The organism is Paracoccus sp. 228 (genome assembly GCF_000967825.1).
GTDB lineage: Bacteria > Pseudomonadota > Alphaproteobacteria > Rhodobacterales > Rhodobacteraceae > Paracoccus > Paracoccus marcusii.
Window position 1 is genome coordinate 19,815 of record NZ_JYGY01000001.1, and the last position, 17,243, is coordinate 37,057.

Sequence of the window (17,243 nt, forward strand, 5' to 3'; positions counted from 1 at the left end):
GGAATCGGGCAAGGGGAACTTCGGAGGGGAAGTTCCGGGAGGATGTATGAAGACGATCAAGGGCCCCGGCCTTTTCCTGGCCCAATTCGTGGGCCCGCAGGCACCGTTCGACAGCTTTGGCGCGATCACGGCATGGGCTGCCGATTGCGGCTATCTGGGCGTGCAGGTGCCGTCGGGGGCGGAGGTGCTGATCGACCTGGATCTGGCCGCGACCTCGACCACGTATTGCGACGATCTAAAGGGGCAGGCCAACGGGTTGGCCATCACCGAACTGTCGGCCCATATCCAGGGTCAGCTGGTCGCCGTCCATCCGGCCTTTGACGAGGCGTTCGACGGGTTCGCCCCGGCCACGCTGCGGGGCAATCCGACGGCCCGTCAGGCATGGGCGGTGGATCAGATGCGCAAGACCATCGATGCGTCGGCCAACCTTGGCCTTGACCGGATGGCGGCGTTCTCGGGGGCGCTGGCCTGGCCGTACTTCTATCCTTGGCCGCAGCGCCCCGCGGGCCTGGTCGAGGCGGCATTCGACGAACTGGCCGCGCGCTGGCGTCCGATCCTGGACCATGCCGACAGCCGCGGTGTCGACATCTGCTTCGAGATCCATCCCGGAGAGGACCTGCACGACGGCGTCACCTTCGAGATGTTCCTGGACCGTCTGGACCAGCATCCGCGGGCCAAGATGCTGTATGATCCGTCGCACTACCTGCTGCAGCAGCTTGATTACATTGAGAACCTGGACATCTATGCCGACCGGATCGGCATGGTCCATGTCAAGGACGCCGAATTCAATCCGACCGGTCGGCAGGGCGTCTATGGCGGCTTTCAGCCTTGGGCGCAGCGCGCCGGCCGCTTCCGCAGCTTGGGCGACGGTCAGGTCGATTTCGGCGCGATCTTTTCCAAGCTGGCGGTGATGGGGTTCGACGGCTGGGCCGTGGTCGAATGGGAATGCGCGATCAAGCACCCCGAGGACGGCGCCCGCGAAGGGGCGGCCTTCGTGCGCGACCACATCATCCGCGTCACCGACCGCGCTTTTGACGATTTCGCCGATGGGGGTGCCGACATGGAAGCCAACCGCCGCATGCTGGGGCTGTCCCGATGAACCGCCCGATCCGTCTGGGCATGGTCGGGGGTGGCGAGGGGGCGATGATCGGCAACGTCCATCGCATCGCCGCGCGGCTGGACGGCCGGTTCGACCTGATCGCCGGCGCCCTGTCCTCGGACGAGACGCGCGCGGCCGAGAGTGCGCGTGCTTTGGGCATCTCCCGCAGCTATGGCGATTTCCGCCAGATGGCGCGTGACGAGGCTGCCCGTCCCGACGGGGTCGAAGCCGTGTCGGTCTGCACCCCGAACCACCTGCATGAACCCGTGTCGCGCGCCTTTCTGGAACAGGGCATCCATGTCATCTGCGACAAGCCGATGACCGCGACGCTGGAACAGGCGCAGGCTCTGGCCGACCTGGCCGGGCGGTCCGATGCGCTGTTCATCCTGACGCACAACTATTCCGCCTATCCGCAGATCCGGCAGGCCCGGGCAATGATCGCGCGCGGCGATCTGGGCACGCTGCGGCTGGTCCAGGTCGAATACGCCCAGGATTGGCTGACCCAGGACACGGACAGCAAGCAGGCCGCATGGCGCGGCGACCCGGAACGCGCGGGTGCCGGCGGCGCGATCGGCGACATCGGCACGCACGCGTTCCAATTGGCGCGGTTCGTTACTGGCGAATTGCCCGACCGGCTGGCCGCGGACCTGACCAGCTTTGTCCCCGGCCGCAGGCTGGACGACAACGCGCACATCCTGCTGCGCTATGCGTCGGGGGCCAAAGGGATGCTGTGGGCCTCGCAGGTGGCGCCGGGAACGGAAAACGGCCTGCGGCTGCGGGTCTATGGCGACAAGGGCGGCCTGGAATGGCAGCACGACACGCCCGAGACGCTGAGATACACCCCCTTCGGCAAGCCGGCGCAGATCCTGCGCCGCGCCGGGCCGGGCAGCACCCAGGACGGCAGCCGCGTGCCCCCCGGGCATCCGGAAGGATACCTGGAGGGGTTCGCGAACCTTTACGCCGAAGCCGCGCAGGCCATCTGCAGCGGCACCATGCCCGACACCCTTCCCGGCATCCGCGACGGGCTGGAGGGGTTGCAGTTCATCGACGCCTGCATCCGGTCGAACGCGGCGGATGCGGCCTGGGTCCAGGTGACGCCATGACCGATCCCATCCTGGCGCTGAACGGCGTCACCAAGTCCTTTGGTCCCATCGAGATCCTGCACGGCGTCGATTTTGCCCTGCATCCCGGAGAGGTCCACGCCCTGATCGGCGAGAACGGCGCAGGAAAGTCCACGACGATGAAGATCCTGGCCGGATACCTGGACCCCACGGGTGGGCAGGTGACGTGGCAGGGCAAGCCCATCACCTTTGCCGGGTCGGACGAGGCCGAGGATCTGGGCATCATCATGATCCATCAGGAGTTCAACCTAGCCGAACACCTGTCGGTCGATCAGAACGTCTTTCTGGGCCGCGAACTGCAGCGCGGGCTGCTGCTGGATCACAAGGCGATGCGGGCGCAGACGGCCGATCTGCTGGGTCAGCTGCAGTGCCGGGTCGATCCGGGCACGCCGGTCAACCGCATCTCGGTCCCCGACAAGCAGATGGTCGAGATCGCCAAGGCCCTGTCGCGCAAGGCGCGCGTCTTGATCATGGACGAACCGACCGCCGTGCTGACCGAACGCGAGACCGAGGTGCTGTTCGCCCAGATCGACCGCCTGCGGGCGGAAGGGGTGGCGATCCTGTACACTTCGCACAAGCTTGGCGAGGTCAAGCGCATCGCCGACCGCGTGACGGTGCTGCGCGACGGCACGATGGTGCGGTCGGACCTGACCGCCGACGTCACCGAAGACGACATGGCCACCGCCATGGTCGGGCGCGAGCTGTCGGACCTGTTCCCGCCCAAGGCCGCCCACGGGGCCGAGCCGATCCTGGAGGCGCAGGGCGTCAGCGTGCCCGGTGTGGTCCATGACGCGTCCCTGGTGCTGCACCGGGGCGAGGTGCTGGGCATCGGTGGCCTGGTCGGATCGGGGCGTACCGAACTGGCCGAGGCCATCGCGGGCCTGCGCCCACGCAGCGGCACCGTGCGCCTGAAGGGGCAGGACCTGCCCGCCAACCACGTCGCGCAGGCGATGCGGGCCGGCCTGGTCTATCTGACCGAGGACCGCAAAGGCGCGGGTCTGTTGCTGGACAAGACGCTTCGCGAGAACCTGACCCTGGGCCAGCTGGACCGGTTCGGCAGCCCCCTGATCGACCGCAAGCGCGAGGAGGCCGCGCTGGACACGGCCATCGGCGACTTCGCGATCCGCGCGCCCGAACGCGGCATGGCGGTGGGCGATCTGTCGGGCGGCAACCAGCAGAAGCTGCTGTTGGCCAAGACCCTGCTGTCGGACCCCCAGGTGGTCATCATCGACGAACCCACCCGCGGCATCGACATCGGCACCAAGCAGCAGATCTATACCCTAATTGCACGGTTGGCCGCCGAAGGCCGCAGCATCATCGTCATCTCCTCGGAAATGCCCGAACTGATCGGTCTGGCCAGCCGCGTGGTCGTCATGCACGCTGGTCGCATCGTGGGCGAACTGGCCGACGCGGCCGTGACCGAGGGCAATATCGTGCGTCTGGCCATGGGGATGGACCATTCCCAGGGCGGACATGAAAAGGACAGCGCCGCATGAGCATGGCAACCACCGCCCCGACCCGGCGTCCCAGGGTCAATCTGGCCGTCGTCGCGCCCATCGTGGCGCTGATCGTGCTGGTCCTGATCGGCATGGCGCTGAACCCGAACTTTCTCAGCTTTGCCAACATCACGAACGTGCTGGCGCGGTCGGCTTTCATCGGCATCATCGCCATCGGCATGACCTTCGTCATCACCGCGGGCGGGCTGGACCTGTCCGTCGGGTCGATGGCGGCCTTTGTCGCCGGGCTGATGATCCTGGTGATGAACATGCTGACCGAAAGCATGGGCGGCGGGCTGCCCGTCATCCTGATCGGCATCGCGCTGGCGCTGTTCACGGGACTGGCCGCGGGCTTCATCAACGGCATCCTGATCACCCGCGCTGGCATCGAGGCGTTCATCCTGACCCTGGGCACGATGGGCATCTATCGCAGCCTGGTGACCTGGCTGGCCGACGGCGGCACGCTGTCCCTGGGCTATGAGATGCGCGAGCTGTACCGCCCCGTCTATTACGACGGCATCCTGGGGATCAGCTGGCCCATCATCGTCTTTGCCGTGCTGGCGATCCTGGGAGAGATCACCATGCGCCACACCGCCTTCGGCCGCCACTGCGCCGCCATCGGTTCGAACGAGAAGGTCGCGCGCTATTCCTCGGTCGCGGTGCTGCGGGTGCGGTTGATGACCTATGTCCTCCTGGGCACGCTGGTCGGCATCGCGGTCGTGATGTACGTGCCGCGCCTTGGATCGGCATCCGCCACCACGGGCCTGCTGTGGGAGCTGGAGGCGATCGCCGCGGTGATCATCGGCGGCACCCTGCTGAAGGGCGGCTTCGGCCGGGTCTGGGGCACGGTCGTGGGGGTCCTGATCCTGTCGCTGATCGGCAACCTGCTGAACCTGACCGACTTCGTCAGCCCCTATCTGAACGGTGCCATCCAGGGCGTCGTCATCATCCTTGCCGTCGTGCTGCAGCGAAACACCGGCGCCGCACGCTGATTTTCACCTGTGGGAGGAGTAACCACCATGAGAACGACCCTGATTGCCACGACCGCCCTGATGGGCCTGACCGCTGTCCCGGCGCTGTCGGAAACCATCGGCATCTCGATCCCGGCGGCGACGCATGGCTGGGCGGGGGCGCTGAACTTTCACGCCGAACGCACCGTCGCGCGGCTGTCCGAGGCGAACCCCGATCTGGAATTCGTGCTGACCACGACCTCCGATCCCGGGCAGCAGGTGTCGGACCTTGAGGACATGGTTGCCACCCGCGGCATCGACGCGCTGGTCGTCCTGCCCTTCGAATCCGAGCCCCTGACCGGCCCGATCCAGCGCATCGCCGACAGCGGCGTCTGGGTCACCGTCGTCGACCGCGGCCTGGCCCAGGAGGGCATCGAGAACCTGTATGTCGCGGGTGACAACGACAGCTTCGGCCGCACCGCAGGAACATATTTCGCCGATACCCTGGACGAGGGTGCAAAGGTCGTCGTGATGCGCGGCATCGCCTCCACCGTCGACAACGAGCGCGTGGCGGGTTTCGAGGCTGCGCTGGAAGGGTCGGGCATCGAGGTGCTGGCCATGGATCACGGCAACTGGAACCGCGACACGGCCTTCAACCTGATGCAGGACTGGCTGTCGCGCTTCCCCGAGATCGATGCGGTCTGGGCGGCGGATGACGACATGGCCGTGGGCGCGCTGGCGGCCATCGACCAAGCCGGCCGCACCGAGGAGATGTTCGTCGTCGGCGGCGCCGGGATGAAGGAGATGGTCCAGCGCATCCAGGACGGCGATCCGACGGTTCCGGTGAACGTGACCTATCCGCCGGCGATGATCTCGACCGCGATCGAGATGACCGCTTTGGGTCTGACCTCCGGTGCGCCCATGTCGGGCGAATTCATCATCGCCTCCGAGCTGATCACCCCGGAGAACGCCGAGAGCTTCTATTTCGAAGACAGCCCGTACTGACGACGACGCGGCGCGGGATGTGACCCGCGCCGCATTCCGACCCCGGAGGAGGGGGTCGTTCCGCCCCGAAATGTAAACGGTTTCATATTTCGCCCGAGGGCGTGACCGGGGCCTGCATCAAAGGGAGGATAACCATGACCGATCTGTCGGACCGCGCGACCTTGACCCGGCGCGGACTGTTTCACGGCGCCAGCGGCCTTGCGGCGCTTGGGGCGGGGCTGGGGGCCGTGCCCCTGATGGCCCAGGATGCGCAGCCTGCAGGGCTGCAGGGCAACATCAACCATTCCGTGGCGCGCTGGACCTTTGGCGACCTGCCGCTGGCCGACCTGTGCCAGCTGGCCCGCCAGACCGGCCTGGGCGCGATCGACCTGTGCGGTCCGGACGACTGGCCGGTGCTGGCCGAACACGGGCTGGCCAGTTCGATGTGCAACGGCGCCGAGATCAGCCTGGAGGATGGCTGGGCGGACCCTGCCAACCACGACGAACTGACCGAACGCTATCTGCGTCACATCCCGCTGGTCGCGGAGGCGGGGCATGTGAACCTGATTTGCTTCAGCGGCAACCGCCGGGGCATGTCCGAGGAGGACGGCCTGCGCCATTGCGCCGCGGGCCTGTCGCGCATCCTGCCTGTCGCCCGCGACGCCGGGGTCGTGCTGCAGATGGAGCTGCTGAACAGCCGCGTCAATCATCCCGATTACATGTGCGACCGCAGCGCATGGGGCGTGGCGCTTTGCGAACGGCTGCAAAGCCCGCAGTTCAAGCTGCTCTATGACATCTACCACATGCAGATCATGGAGGGCGACGTGATCCGCACCATCATGCACGACCATCGCTGGTTCGGGCATTACCACACCGCCGGCAATCCCGGCCGCAACGACCCCGACGACAGTCAGGAACTGAACTATCCCGCGATCTGCAGGGCGATCCGGGACACGGGCTATCAGGGTTGGGTGGCGCAGGAATTCATCCCGCGCGACCCCGCCCCGCAGGCCGCCGCCGCATCGCTGCGCGACGCGGTGCTGACCTGCGACGTGTGAACGCCTCAAGCAATTTCTAGAAAGGAACGCCAGATGGCAGACAACATGCATTACGACGCGATCGTCGTCGGATCGGGCATCAGCGGCGGGTGGGCCGCAAAGGAGCTGACGGAGAAGGGCCTGAAGGTCCTGATGCTGGAACGCGGCCGCAACATCGAGCATCTGACCGACTATGTGAACGCCGACAAGGAGGCCTGGGACTATCCCCACCGCGGCACCGCGACCATGGAGATGAAGGACAACTATCCCGTCCTGTCGCGCGACTATCCCCTGAACGAGCAGACCTTCGGCATGTGGGCCAACGAGCAGGAAAACCCCTATGTCGAGGCCAAGCGCTTTGACTGGTTCCGGGGCTATCACGTCGGCGGGCGCAGCCTGATGTGGGGTCGTCAGTCCTATCGCTTCTCGGACACAGACTTCACCGCCAACGAACGCGAGGGGATCGCGACCGACTGGCCGATCCGATATGCCGACATCGCGCCCTGGTACGACCATGCCGAACGCTTTGCCGGCATCTCGGGGACGAACGAGGGGCTGGACATCCTGCCCGACGGGCAGTTCCTGCCGCCCATCCCGCTGAACATCGTCGAAAAGGACGTGGCCGCACGCCTGCGCAACGCCTTTGGCGGCAAGCGGTACCTGATCAACAGCCGCGTGGCCAACATCACCGAGGCGCTGCCCGACCAGAACCGCGTCGCCTGTCAGTATCGCAACAAGTGCTGGCTGGGCTGCCCCTATGGCGCCTATTTCAGCACCCAGTCCGCGACGCTGCCCGCCGCGATGGCCACGGGCAACCTGACGCTGCGGCCGTTCTCGATCGTCAAGGAGGTCCTGTACGACAAGGACCGCAAGCGCGCGACCGGGGTCGAGATCATCGATGCCGAGACGAACATGACCTATGAATACACCGCCGACGTGGTGTTCCTGAACGCCTCCAGCTTCAATTCGACCTGGGTGCTGATGAACTCGGCCACCGATGTCTGGGAAGGCGGCCTGGGGTCGTCGTCGGGCGAGCTGGGCCACAACGTCATGGACCACCATTTCCGCGTCGGCGCCGAGGGCCGGGTCGAGGGGTTCGATGACAAGTACTACTTCGGGCGCCGTCCGGCGGGCTTCTACATCCCGCGTTTCCGCAACATCGACGGCGAGGAGCGGCCCTATACCCGCGGCTTCGGCTATCAGGGTTCGGCCAGCCGCCAGGGATGGCAGCGCGACATCGCCGAATTGAACATCGGTGCGGACCTGAAGCAGGCGCTGTCGACGCCGGGCAACTGGACCATCGGCATGACCGGCTTTGGCGAGATGCTGCCCTATCACGACAACGCCATCTCGCTTGACCGGGGCACGACGGACAAGTGGGGCCTGCCGGTCCTGTCCGTCAGCGTCGACCTGCGCGAGAACGAGATGCGCATGCGCGAGGACATGAAGCAGGACGCCGTCGACATCCTGGAGGCTGCCGGCGTCAAGGACGTCAAGCCGGTCGACCGCGACTATGCCCCCGGCATGGGCATCCACGAAATGGGCACGGCACGCATGGGCCGCGATCCGAAGACCTCGGTCCTGAACGGCAACAACCAGGTCTGGGATGCGCCGAACGTCTATGTGACGGACGGGGCCTGCATGACCTCGGCCAGCTGCGTGAACCCGTCGCTGACCTACATGGCGCTGACCGCGCGTGCGGCGGATCACGCCGTCAAAGCCCTCAAGAACGGAGATCTGTGATGAACCGTCGCGACCTTCTGACGATGATCGCCGCCGTCACCGGGACGGCCATGCTGGGTGCGGGCCGGGTGATGGCCTATGTCCCGACCGAGACCGGAGAGAACCTCTTCACCCCCGAGGATGCGGCCTTTCTGGACGAGGTGGCCGAGACGATCATTCCCGCCACTGACACGCCGGGCGCCAAGGACGCGGGCGTCGGCGCCTTCATGACCCAGTTCGTCAGCGACTGCTATGACGCCGAGGAGCAGGCGGCGTTCCGCGACAGCATCGACACGCTGAAATCCGAGGCCCAGGCACAGTTCGGCAAGCCGTTCGAGGACCTGACCGCCGAGGAGCGCCAGCAGATGCTGCAAGAGGCCATGGTCGCCGCCAGCGCCCAGGCCGCCGTCGTGGCCCAGGCCAAGGAGGAGATGCGCATCCAGGCCCGCGACCAGCAGCAGTCGGCCGATACCGCCGCCACCGCGCAGGCCCAGACCGAGGCGGACCTGCCGGCGCTGCACTGGTTCACGCCGATCCAGCAGCTGACGCTGTTCGGGTTCTTCACCTCCGAGGTCGGTGCGACGCAGGTGCTGCGCTATGAGCCGGTGCCGGGCGAGTACATCGGCGATCTGGAATACGATGGCGGCCCGGCCTGGGCCACCTGATCCCGCCAACGGCCCCGGCATGTCCGGGGCCGCATTCTTTCGCAAAGGACATTGCCATGAAACTGATGACATCGATGGCCGCGCTGCTGGCGTTGGCAGCCCCCACCCTGGCCCAGGACGCCCCCGAGCCGACGCGCGAGGAACGCCAGGCCCAGTCCCGCGTGACCGAGATCGCGGGCCCCGAGCCGCGGCTGGTCCAGACTCCCGAGGGCGAGCCGCCGTCGGACGCGGTCGTGCTGTTCGACGGGACGAACCTGGACGGGTGGGAATCCGTGAACGGCGGCGCCGCCGAGTGGGTTGTCGAGGATGGCGCGATGCGCGTCGCGCGCGGATCGGGTGACATCCGCACCACGGAAAGCTTCTGCGACGTTCAGCTGCATGTCGAATGGCGCTCTCCGCCGAACAACGAGGGGCATGACAGCCAGGACCGCGGCAACAGCGGCATCTTCCTGCAGAGCCGCTATGAGGTGCAGGTTCTGGACAGCTTCGAGAACCCGACCTATGCGAACGGGCAGGCGGGGTCGATCTACAAGCAGCACCTGCCGCTGGTGAACGCCTCGCGCGCACCCGAAGAATGGCAGACCTACGACATCATCTTCCAGGCGCCGATCTTTTCGGACGAAGGCGCGCTGCGCCGTCCGGCCCATATCACCGTCCTGCACAACGGCGTCGTGGTGCAGAACCACGCCCAGATCCAAGGTGTGACCGAATGGATCGGCTATCCGGCCTACGAGGCGCATGACTGCGCGCCGATCCAGCTGCAGGACCATGACGCGGATGTCAGCTTCCGCAACATCTGGGTCCGCCCGATGTGATCCGGCCGGGTCCGCCCCCGCGGCGGGCCCCCGCATCGCGACACGGAAAAAGGGGCCGCGACGATGTCGCGGCCCCAGTCAACCTGTCCGGCAGGGAGGGTTCAGCGCGTGGCGCTGTCCGGCAGGTTTTCCGTCAGGAAGGTAGCGCCGGTCATCACGACCTCGGCGGCATCCAGGGGCTGGTCATGCTCGATGATGTACCACTGCGCGCCGGCCTCCTCGGCGGCGGGCAGGATCGCGGCCCAGTCCAGCGTACCTTCACCAAGCGCCTTGAAGCCCCGCTCGTCCTCGGCCTCGCCCTCAGGGGCGTTGTCCTTGGCATGGATCGCAAAGACGCGGTCGTCGAAACGGCCCAGATACTCGACCGGGTCCAACCCGCCGCGCGCGACCCATGCCAGGTCCAGCTCGGCCATGACGTCCTCGCCCGCGGCCTCCATCATGATCTCCAGCGCGGTGCGGCCGTCGAATTCGACCATCTCGAAATCGTGGTTGTGATAGGCCAGCGTCATGTCCGCCGCCTGCAGCGTCTCGCTGAGAGCGGCCAGCTCTTCGCCCAGGGCGGTCCAGCCGGCGGCATCCGCAGGACGGTCCTCCTCGGCCAGATAGGGGACGGTGATGACGTCGTTGCCGATCGCCTTGTTGAAATCGATCACCGCCTGCGCGTCGGCGCGCAGATCGGCCAGCTGGGCATGGGTCGAGATCGCCTCGATCCCGTATTCCTTCAGCTTGGCCGACAGGTCCTCGGCGGTGCTGTCCTGCATGCCGACGGTCTCCACCGCGGTCACGCCCGCCGCCTGGACGGCGGCCAGCTGTTCATCCAGCGAGCCGTGGTCGCGCAGCGTGTACATCTGGACCGCGATGGGCAGGTCGGACGTGGCCGCATCCTGGGCCATCGCCATCGGTGCCACCAACGTGGCCAGCCCACCGATCAGGGCGGTTTTTGCAAATGTCATGATCTTCTCCTCTGGTCCCCGCTCCTCCGGGGGTTGTCCACAGATGTAATGGATTTCATTCCGTCTGAAAAGGATTACATTCACACAGGCCCGGCTTTTTGCTGCCAGGATCGGCACCCTACCGCCGCAATGCTTGCGCTGAGCGCCGTTTCGCCCTAGGCCCCCGCTGCGCCAACCAGAGGACATCATGGCCCAAAACGACCTGGAAGCCCGACATCTCGATACGCTGGACCGCGACCTGGGGCGGTTCTCGGCGCTAGAAAACGCCACCGCCTATGTCGCGCGCCCGCTGGTCGCGCCGGGCGTCGCGCTGGCCTTCGTGCTGCTGGCCGGGCTGGGGGCGATGGTCGCCTTCGGACAGACCGACAACACGCTGATCGTCGTGGTCGCGGCGATCTTCGGCGCCTACATGGCGCTGAACATCGGCGCCAACGACGTCGCGAACAACATGGGCCCGGCGGTCGGTGCGAATGCGCTGACCATGGGGGGCGCCATTGCCATCGCCGCCGTGTTCGAGACCGCGGGCGCGCTGATCGCGGGCGGCGACGTGGTCAGCACCATCTCTCGCGGGATCATCGATCCGCAGACGATCGGGACCGACGGCATCTTCGTCTGGGCGATGATGGCGGCGCTGCTGTCATCGGCGCTGTGGGTGAACCTGGCGACCTGGATCGGCGCGCCGGTCTCCACCACCCATTCCATCGTCGGCGGCGTGATGGGCGCGGGCATCGCCGCGGCCGGGTTCGGCGCGGTCAACTGGCCCACGATGGCGACCATTGCGGCCAGCTGGGTGATCTCTCCGGTGCTGGGCGGGCTGATCGCCGCGGCCTTCCTGTGGTTCATCAAGGCGCGCATCATCTATCGCGACGACAAGATCGCGGCCGCGCGCGTCTGGGTGCCGGTCCTGATCGGCATCATGGCGGGTGCGTTCGCGGCCTATCTGGCGCTGAAGGGTCTTAGCCGCATCATCGACGTGACCTTCTCCGGGGCGCTGATGATCGGCGCGGTGCTGGGCCTGGTCTGCTGGATCGTCATGATCCCGGTGATCCGCCGCCAGTCGCGCGGGCTGGAGAACCGCAACAAATCGCTCAAGGTGCTGTTCGGCATCCCGCTGGTCGTGTCGGCCGCGCTGCTGTCCTTTGCGCATGGTGCCAATGACGTGGCCAATGCCGTCGGGCCGCTGGCCGCCATCGTGCAGGCCCTGGGGTCGGGCGGCACGGCCGAGGCCGTGGCCATCCCGCTTTGGGTGATGCTGATCGGGGCGTTCGGCCTGTCCTTCGGTCTGTTCCTGTTCGGACCCAAGCTGATCCGCATGGTCGGCAGCCAGATCACCAAGCTGAACCCGATGCGTGCCTATTGCGTGTCGCTGTCGGCGGCGCTGACGGTGATCCTGGCCAGCTGGCTGGGTCTGCCGGTCAGTTCGACCCATATCGCCGTCGGTGCGATCTTCGGGGTGGGCTTCTTTCGCGAATGGGACGCGGCCCGCCGCGCCCGCGCCGTGCAGGGTCAGGCCCCCGAACGCCCTCGCACCGCCCCCGAGGAGCGTCGCCGCCGCAAGCTGGTGCGCCGGTCGCATGTGCTGACCATCGGCGCGGCCTGGGTGGTCACGGTTCCGGCGGCGGCGGCCCTGTCGGGGGCGCTGTTCTGGGCGCTGCGGGCGATCGGCGGCTAGGCGCCGCAGGCCGCCAGCCAGCGGCGGATCGCGTCCAGGGCAGGGGCCTCGTCCAGCCAGGGGATATGGGCGCGGCCGGGCACCTCGGCCAGGATCAGGTCCGGGCGCATGTCCTTCATGCGCGCGGCCACCGCAGGCGACAGAAGGTCCGAATTCGCCCCCCGGATCAGTGCGACCGGCAGGCCGGCCGTCGCCTGCCACAACGGCCACAGATCGACCGGATCGCCCTGGAACGCGGCCAGGAACGCCTCTCGCAGGGCGGGGTCATAGGTGATGCGCAACCCGTCCGGCGTTTCGTGGTAATGGCGGCGCACGTCCTCCAGCCAGCGTCCCGGCGGCACGTCGGCAAAGCCCGGCATCAGCCCGGGCAGGCGCGCCGCCAGTTCGGAATGGCTGGCAGCCGCGGGATTGCGCCCGACATAGTCAAAGATCCGCTCCAGCCCGGCACGCGCGATCTCGGGGCCGACATCGTTCAGGCACAGGCCCGACAGGCGGTCATGCGCGGTCGCGGCCAGCACCATGCCGACCAGGCCGCCGCGTGACGTCCCCAGCACCGCGGCCCGGTCGATCCCCAAATGATCCAGCAGGTCGATCGCATCGCGCGCCTCGCGCGGGACGGTATAGGTTTCGGCCCCGGTCCATTCGGACGCGCCGCGGCCGCGGTAATCCATGCGGATCAGGCGCACCCCGGTCAGGTGCGGCGCGACATAGTCGAAATCGGACATGCTGCGGGTCAGGCCCGCCAGGCACAGGACGGGCAGGCCGGTCCCCTGGTCGGAAAAGGCGATGCGCGCCCCGTCACCCGCCGTGAAAACCGCCATGCCGCCGCCCCCCTGTCGTGATCGCCGCTACAGGTTCTCGCTCTGCGGCATGCCCAGCACATGATAGCCGCCATCGACCATCACGATCTCTCCGGTGGTGCAGGCGCCCCAGTCGGACAGCAGCCAGACGGCGGTGCCGCCGATGGATTCCAGCGTGGCGTTGGCGCGCAAGGGCGCATTGGCCTCGGTGTGGCGGAAGGTCTTGCGCGCGCCGCCGATGGCCGCGCCTGCCAGCGTCTTCATCGGGCCGGGGCTGATCGCGTTCACGCGGATGCCGTCCGGGCCAAGGTCGTTGGCCAGATACCGCACGCTGCTTTCCAGCGCGGCCTTGGCGACGCCCATGACGTTGTAGAACGGCGTCACGCGGTTCGACCCGCCATAGGTCAGGGTGATGATCGACCCGCCGCCCGATCCGTCCTTGGCCGCCATCAGCGGATGGGCGCGGCGCGCGACCTCGATCAGCGAGTAGCAGCTGATCTCCAGGCTGTGCTTGAAGTTGGCGCGGCTGGTGTTCATGAACCGGCCGGTCAGCTCGTCCTTGTTGGAGAAGGCGACGGCGTGGATCACGAAGTCGATCGACCCCCACCGGTCGGCCAGCGTAGCGAAGGCCGCGTCCAGCGACGCGTCGTTCGTCACGTCCACATCGACCAGCAGGTCCGACCCGACGGAGGCCGCCAGCGGTTCGACCCGCTTGCCGAACGCCTCGCCCTGATAGCTGAACGCCAGCTCTGCCCCCTGGTCGGCCAGCGCGCGCGCGATGCCCCAGGCAATGGACCGCTCGTTGGCGACCCCCATCACAAGCCCGCGCTTGCCCTTCAGAAGATCGCCCATGCGTTGGTCCTTTGCCTCAGTCCTGATAGCGCGACATCAGCAGGGTGGCATTCGTGCCGCCAAAGCCGAAGCTGTTCGACAGGACCGAATCCAACCCGGCGTTGTCCACGCGGCTGGTCGCAATCTCGCCCGATTGAATCTCGGGGTCCAGCGTCGTGACGTTCGCCGAGGCCGCGATGAAGTCATTCTGCAACATCAGCAGGCTATAGATCGCCTCGTGAACGCCGGTTGCGCCCAGGGAATGCCCGGTCAGCGACTTGGTCGAGCTGACGGGCGGGGTCGACCCCTCGCCGAAGATGCGGCGGATGGCCTTGATCTCGCCCAGATCGCCCACGGGCGTCGAGGTGCCGTGCGCGTTGATGTAGCTGACCTTGCGGTCCTCGGGCAGGGTGGACATGGCCACGCGCATCGCACGCTCGCCGCCCTCGCCGGAAGGGGCGACCATGTCGTAGCCGTCGCTGGTCGCGCCGTAACCCGTGACCTCGGCATAGATCTTGGCGCCGCGCGCCAGGGCGTGGGACAGCTCCTCCAGCACGACGACGCCGCCGCCGCCCGCGATCACGAACCCGTCGCGCGTCGCGTCATACGGGCGCGACGCGGTTTCGGGCGTGTCGTTGTATTTCGACGACATCGCGCCCATCGCGTCGAACAGGCACGACAGCGTCCAGTCCAGCTCCTCGCCGCCACCGGCGAAGACGATGTCCTGCTTGCCCATCTGGATCTGCTCGACCCCGTTGCCGATGCAATGCGCCGACGTCGCGCAGGCCGAGGTGATGGAGTAGTTCACGCCCTTGATCTTGAAGGGCGTGGCAAGGCAGGCCGAATTGGTGGAGGACATGCAGCGCGTGACCATGAAGGGGCCCATGCGCTTGGGGCTGCCTTTCTCGATCACCGTTTGATGCGCCAGAAAGAAGTTCGACGTGGACGGCCCGCCCGATCCCATGATCAGGCCGGTGCGCTCGTTCGAGACGTCGCCTTCCTCCAGGCCGCTGTCCTTGATGGCCTGTTCCATGGCCAGGAAGTTGTAGGCGGCACCGGGACCCATGAAGCGCAGGTTGCGCTTGTCGATATGGTCCTCCAGCACGATCTGCGGCATGCCGTGGACCTGGCTGCGAAAGCCGTGCTCGGCATATTCGGGGGCGAAGACGATGCCCGACTTGCCCGCGCGCAGGCTGTCAGTGACCTCGTCGGCATTGTTGCCGATGGGGGATACGATACCAAGCCCGGTGATGACGACACGACGCATGGGGGCCTCCTTGAATGGGTGGGGTCAGCTGGCCGACAGGGCCACTTTCATGTCCTTGACCTGATAGATCAGCTCTCCGTCCGCCTCGACCCGGCCATCGGCCACGCCCATGGTCAGGCGACGGGTCTGGACGGCCTTGGTGAAATCGACGGTATAGCGCAGCATCTTGCGGTCGGGCCGCACCATGCCGGTCAGCTTGACCTCTCCGACGCCCAGGGCGTAACCGCGCCCCTGCCAGCCGCGCCAGCCCAGGTTGAAGCCGGTCAGCTGCCACAGCCCGTCCAGGCCCAGGCAGCCGGGCATGATCGGGTTGCCGGGAAAGTGGCAGCCGAAGAACCACAGGTCGGGCGTGATGTCGAATTCGGCGACGATATGGCCCTTGCCATGCGCGCCGCCGTCCTCGGACACGTCGGTGATGCGGTCCATCATCAGCATGGGCGGTTCGGGCAGCTGGGCATTTCCGGGGCCGAACAGTTCTCCACGCGCGCAGGCAAGCAGGTCGTCGCGGTCGAAGCTGGTCTGGGTCAATGCCATCCGGGTCATGCCTTCATCTGTGCAGCCCCTGCGGGCCGGTCGGTTTTTCAGGTTGCCGCAGGGTCTATCATCCGGGGCAAGACCCGCGCAAGGGCAAGCCGCAGCCGTCTAGAACCACTGTCCCGGCTCCATCAGGCCCAGGTCCATCAGCTGCTGGCTGGTCCAGTCGAAGCGGTGCGAATTGCGCCAGGTCATGTCGCGGACCTGTTCGCGCGATCCGGGGTTGCGTACCAGCGCCTTGGCGACCCGAAAGGATGCCACAGCGGCCGTCAGGTTGTGGTGCCAGGGACAGGAGTAGGTGTTGTACTCCTCGATCGAGAAGCGGTGGTCGGCGGTCACCGTCAGGCCGGGGGCGGCGCGGAACAGCGCGATGCGGTCGATGCGGCGACGGTCTGCCGGCAGGAACTCCTCATAGCGCCAGCGCAGGCCGCCGTGAAAGTCCAGCTGGCGTTCGCGGATCTGGCCGTCCGCGCCGCGACGGCCCAGGGCATAGTATCCCGTCCGGTCGAACAGCGCCCCGTCAAGATCGACCGCGTCGGGACAGGCCCGCAGATCACCCGCATAAAGATCAATCACATAGGACAGCATCGCGGCGCGCCGTTCCTCGGTGTGAAAGGCCAGCATCTCTCCGACGCTTCGGGTCTCGCAGAAGGGATAGAACAGGAACTCGGCGTTGAAGCCGTAGTAAAGCCAAGTGCCGGTCGGCACGGCGCGGATCACCGCGTTCACCGCCTGGACATGGGCCGCGGGCCTGCGCGGGTCGTAGCGCAGCTGCGTCACCTGCGCGGCCATCGCGTCGGGCAGATCCTGCGGCTGGTCCGACATCAGCAGGATGTGGCGAAAGCCCCGGTCCAGATGATGGCGCAGCGTTGCCGCGACGGCGGTGTCGTCCTCGACCAGGATCACGGCAAGCGGTCCGCGGGCCAGGACGGCGGGCCGCCCGGCCAGGAACGGCGCCATGTCCCGGATCGGCAGGACCGTCATCAGCGCATGACCGCCTTGACCTGCTCCAGCGCGGCGGCCAGCAGAGCGGGGTCGCCCTCTGCCTGCGACACCAGCTGCTTGAGCGTCTGCTTCTGCGTGTCTGGGATGGCCGAACCGTCGATGATGCTGTCGACCTGGGCGCGGTCGAAGCCCTCGGGGGTCAGCAGCGCCTCGATCCGGGCGGCGACGGTGGCGGCATCGGCCGTCTCGGCGGCCGCCTCTGCCGCGTCCTGCGCGGCACTGGCGGCCTCCTGCGCGGCGGCGTCGGCGGTCAGGCCGGTGACGCCCGCGGTGGCGCCCGCGGCGGCGGCCG

16 protein-coding genes and 1 pseudogene are annotated in these 17,243 nt (G+C 67.2%); 10 read left to right on the top strand and 7 right to left on the bottom strand.

Going from position 1 to position 17,243, the window contains the following annotated elements; translation table 11 throughout:
- Window positions 1-46: 46 nt before the first annotated feature.
- The 9 genes from SY26_RS00080 to SY26_RS00120 all read left to right on the top strand — a co-directional run bounded on the left by SY26_RS00080 (window position 47) and on the right by SY26_RS00120 (window position 9,889).
- Complete coding sequence (locus SY26_RS00080) at window positions 47-1,099, top strand: sugar phosphate isomerase/epimerase (RefSeq protein WP_045998786.1); 1,053 nt, start codon at window positions 47-49, stop codon at window positions 1,097-1,099.
- Entirely contained in the window at window positions 1,096-2,202 is a 1,107-nt protein-coding gene (locus SY26_RS00085; protein ID WP_045998787.1) for a Gfo/Idh/MocA family protein, read from the top strand. The genes SY26_RS00080 and SY26_RS00085 overlap by 4 nt, the downstream gene beginning before the upstream one ends.
- Complete coding sequence (locus SY26_RS00090) at window positions 2,199-3,716, top strand: sugar ABC transporter ATP-binding protein (protein ID WP_045983179.1); 1,518 nt, start codon at window positions 2,199-2,201, stop codon at window positions 3,714-3,716. The genes SY26_RS00085 and SY26_RS00090 overlap by 4 nt, the downstream gene beginning before the upstream one ends.
- Window positions 3,713-4,708: an ABC transporter permease gene (locus tag SY26_RS00095; protein WP_045983178.1), complete on the top strand. Its 996-nt coding sequence runs from the start codon at window positions 3,713-3,715 to the stop codon at window positions 4,706-4,708. Before SY26_RS00090 ends, SY26_RS00095 begins: the two co-directional genes overlap by 4 nt.
- Before the next feature lie 27 nt (window positions 4,709-4,735).
- A complete protein-coding gene (locus SY26_RS00100; RefSeq protein WP_045998788.1) occupies window positions 4,736-5,671 on the top strand; it encodes an ABC transporter substrate-binding protein in 936 nt (311 codons plus the stop codon).
- A gap of 134 nt (window positions 5,672-5,805) precedes the next feature.
- A complete protein-coding gene (locus tag SY26_RS00105; protein WP_052715053.1) occupies window positions 5,806-6,708 on the top strand; it encodes a hydroxypyruvate isomerase family protein in 903 nt (300 codons plus the stop codon).
- Between the two features lie 33 nt (window positions 6,709-6,741).
- Window positions 6,742-8,430 carry a GMC oxidoreductase gene (locus SY26_RS00110; protein WP_045983176.1) on the top strand — a complete coding sequence of 563 codons (1,689 nt, stop codon included), beginning with the start codon at window positions 6,742-6,744 and terminating at the stop codon, window positions 8,428-8,430.
- The gene (locus tag SY26_RS00115; RefSeq protein ID WP_045998789.1) at window positions 8,430-9,074 is read left to right on the top strand and encodes a gluconate 2-dehydrogenase subunit 3 family protein; all 645 of its coding nucleotides are present in this window, start codon (window positions 8,430-8,432) and stop codon (window positions 9,072-9,074) included. The genes SY26_RS00110 and SY26_RS00115 overlap by 1 nt, the downstream gene beginning before the upstream one ends.
- Before the next feature lie 56 nt (window positions 9,075-9,130).
- Window positions 9,131-9,889, top strand: coding sequence for a DUF1080 domain-containing protein (locus SY26_RS00120; RefSeq protein WP_045998790.1), 759 nt, complete (start codon window positions 9,131-9,133; stop codon window positions 9,887-9,889).
- Window positions 9,890-9,990: 101 nt separating this feature from the next.
- Here the strand turns inward: SY26_RS00120 and SY26_RS00125 are convergent, their stop codons facing one another.
- Window positions 9,991-10,842, bottom strand: coding sequence for a sugar phosphate isomerase/epimerase (locus tag SY26_RS00125; protein ID WP_045998791.1), 852 nt, complete (start codon window positions 10,840-10,842; stop codon window positions 9,991-9,993).
- 187 nt (window positions 10,843-11,029) lie between these two features.
- On the opposite strand from SY26_RS00125, the gene SY26_RS00130 reads away from it, so the two are divergent.
- Entirely contained in the window at window positions 11,030-12,514 is a 1,485-nt protein-coding gene (locus tag SY26_RS00130; protein ID WP_045998792.1) for an inorganic phosphate transporter, read from the top strand.
- Here SY26_RS00130 and SY26_RS00135 read toward each other — a convergent pair.
- The 6 genes and pseudogenes from SY26_RS00135 to SY26_RS20875 form a co-directional block, all read right to left on the bottom strand.
- Window positions 12,511-13,335 (bottom strand): alpha/beta fold hydrolase, encoded by an 825-nt coding sequence (locus tag SY26_RS00135; protein ID WP_045998793.1) that lies wholly within the window; start codon window positions 13,333-13,335, stop codon window positions 12,511-12,513. The two genes, SY26_RS00130 and SY26_RS00135, sit on opposite strands and share 4 nt — an antisense overlap.
- Window positions 13,336-13,362: 27 nt before the next feature.
- Window positions 13,363-14,166 carry an enoyl-ACP reductase gene (locus SY26_RS00140; RefSeq protein WP_045983170.1) on the bottom strand — a complete coding sequence of 268 codons (804 nt, stop codon included), beginning with the start codon at window positions 14,164-14,166 and terminating at the stop codon, window positions 13,363-13,365.
- Window positions 14,167-14,182: 16 nt separating this feature from the next.
- Window positions 14,183-15,412 (bottom strand): beta-ketoacyl-ACP synthase I, encoded by a 1,230-nt coding sequence (gene fabB / locus SY26_RS00145; protein WP_045998794.1) that lies wholly within the window; start codon window positions 15,410-15,412, stop codon window positions 14,183-14,185.
- A 24-nt stretch (window positions 15,413-15,436) separates the two neighbouring features.
- Complete coding sequence (fabA, locus tag SY26_RS00150) at window positions 15,437-15,946, bottom strand: bifunctional 3-hydroxydecanoyl-ACP dehydratase/trans-2-decenoyl-ACP isomerase (protein ID WP_045983185.1); 510 nt, start codon at window positions 15,944-15,946, stop codon at window positions 15,437-15,439.
- 108 nt (window positions 15,947-16,054) lie between these two features.
- The gene (locus SY26_RS00155) at window positions 16,055-16,921 is read right to left on the bottom strand and encodes a glycosyltransferase family 2 protein (RefSeq protein ID WP_369799394.1); all 867 of its coding nucleotides are present in this window, start codon (window positions 16,919-16,921) and stop codon (window positions 16,055-16,057) included.
- 8 nt (window positions 16,922-16,929) lie between these two features.
- Window positions 16,930-17,243 (bottom strand): annotated as a pseudogene (locus tag SY26_RS20875) (hypothetical protein); the annotation flags it as partial.

Coding starts and splice junctions, on each gene's coding strand:
- SY26_RS00105 (WP_052715053.1), top strand. CDS start 5,806: ATGACCGATCTGTCGGACCGCGCGACCTTGACCCGGCGCGGACTGTTT.
- fabA (WP_045983185.1), bottom strand. CDS start 15,946: ATGGCATTGACCCAGACCAGCTTCGACCGCGACGACCTGCTTGCCTGC.
- SY26_RS00085 (WP_045998787.1), top strand. CDS start 1,096: ATGAACCGCCCGATCCGTCTGGGCATGGTCGGGGGTGGCGAGGGGGCG.
- SY26_RS00090 (WP_045983179.1), top strand. CDS start 2,199: ATGACCGATCCCATCCTGGCGCTGAACGGCGTCACCAAGTCCTTTGGT.
- SY26_RS00125 (WP_045998791.1), bottom strand. CDS start 10,842: ATGACATTTGCAAAAACCGCCCTGATCGGTGGGCTGGCCACGTTGGTG.
- SY26_RS00135 (WP_045998793.1), bottom strand. CDS start 13,335: ATGGCGGTTTTCACGGCGGGTGACGGGGCGCGCATCGCCTTTTCCGAC.
- SY26_RS00140 (WP_045983170.1), bottom strand. CDS start 14,166: ATGGGCGATCTTCTGAAGGGCAAGCGCGGGCTTGTGATGGGGGTCGCC.
- SY26_RS00110 (WP_045983176.1), top strand. CDS start 6,742: ATGGCAGACAACATGCATTACGACGCGATCGTCGTCGGATCGGGCATC.
- SY26_RS00095 (WP_045983178.1), top strand. CDS start 3,713: ATGAGCATGGCAACCACCGCCCCGACCCGGCGTCCCAGGGTCAATCTG.
- SY26_RS00080 (WP_045998786.1), top strand. CDS start 47: ATGAAGACGATCAAGGGCCCCGGCCTTTTCCTGGCCCAATTCGTGGGC.
- SY26_RS00100 (WP_045998788.1), top strand. CDS start 4,736: ATGAGAACGACCCTGATTGCCACGACCGCCCTGATGGGCCTGACCGCT.
- SY26_RS00115 (WP_045998789.1), top strand. CDS start 8,430: ATGAACCGTCGCGACCTTCTGACGATGATCGCCGCCGTCACCGGGACG.
- fabB (WP_045998794.1), bottom strand. CDS start 15,412: ATGCGTCGTGTCGTCATCACCGGGCTTGGTATCGTATCCCCCATCGGC.
- SY26_RS00130 (WP_045998792.1), top strand. CDS start 11,030: ATGGCCCAAAACGACCTGGAAGCCCGACATCTCGATACGCTGGACCGC.
- SY26_RS00120 (WP_045998790.1), top strand. CDS start 9,131: ATGAAACTGATGACATCGATGGCCGCGCTGCTGGCGTTGGCAGCCCCC.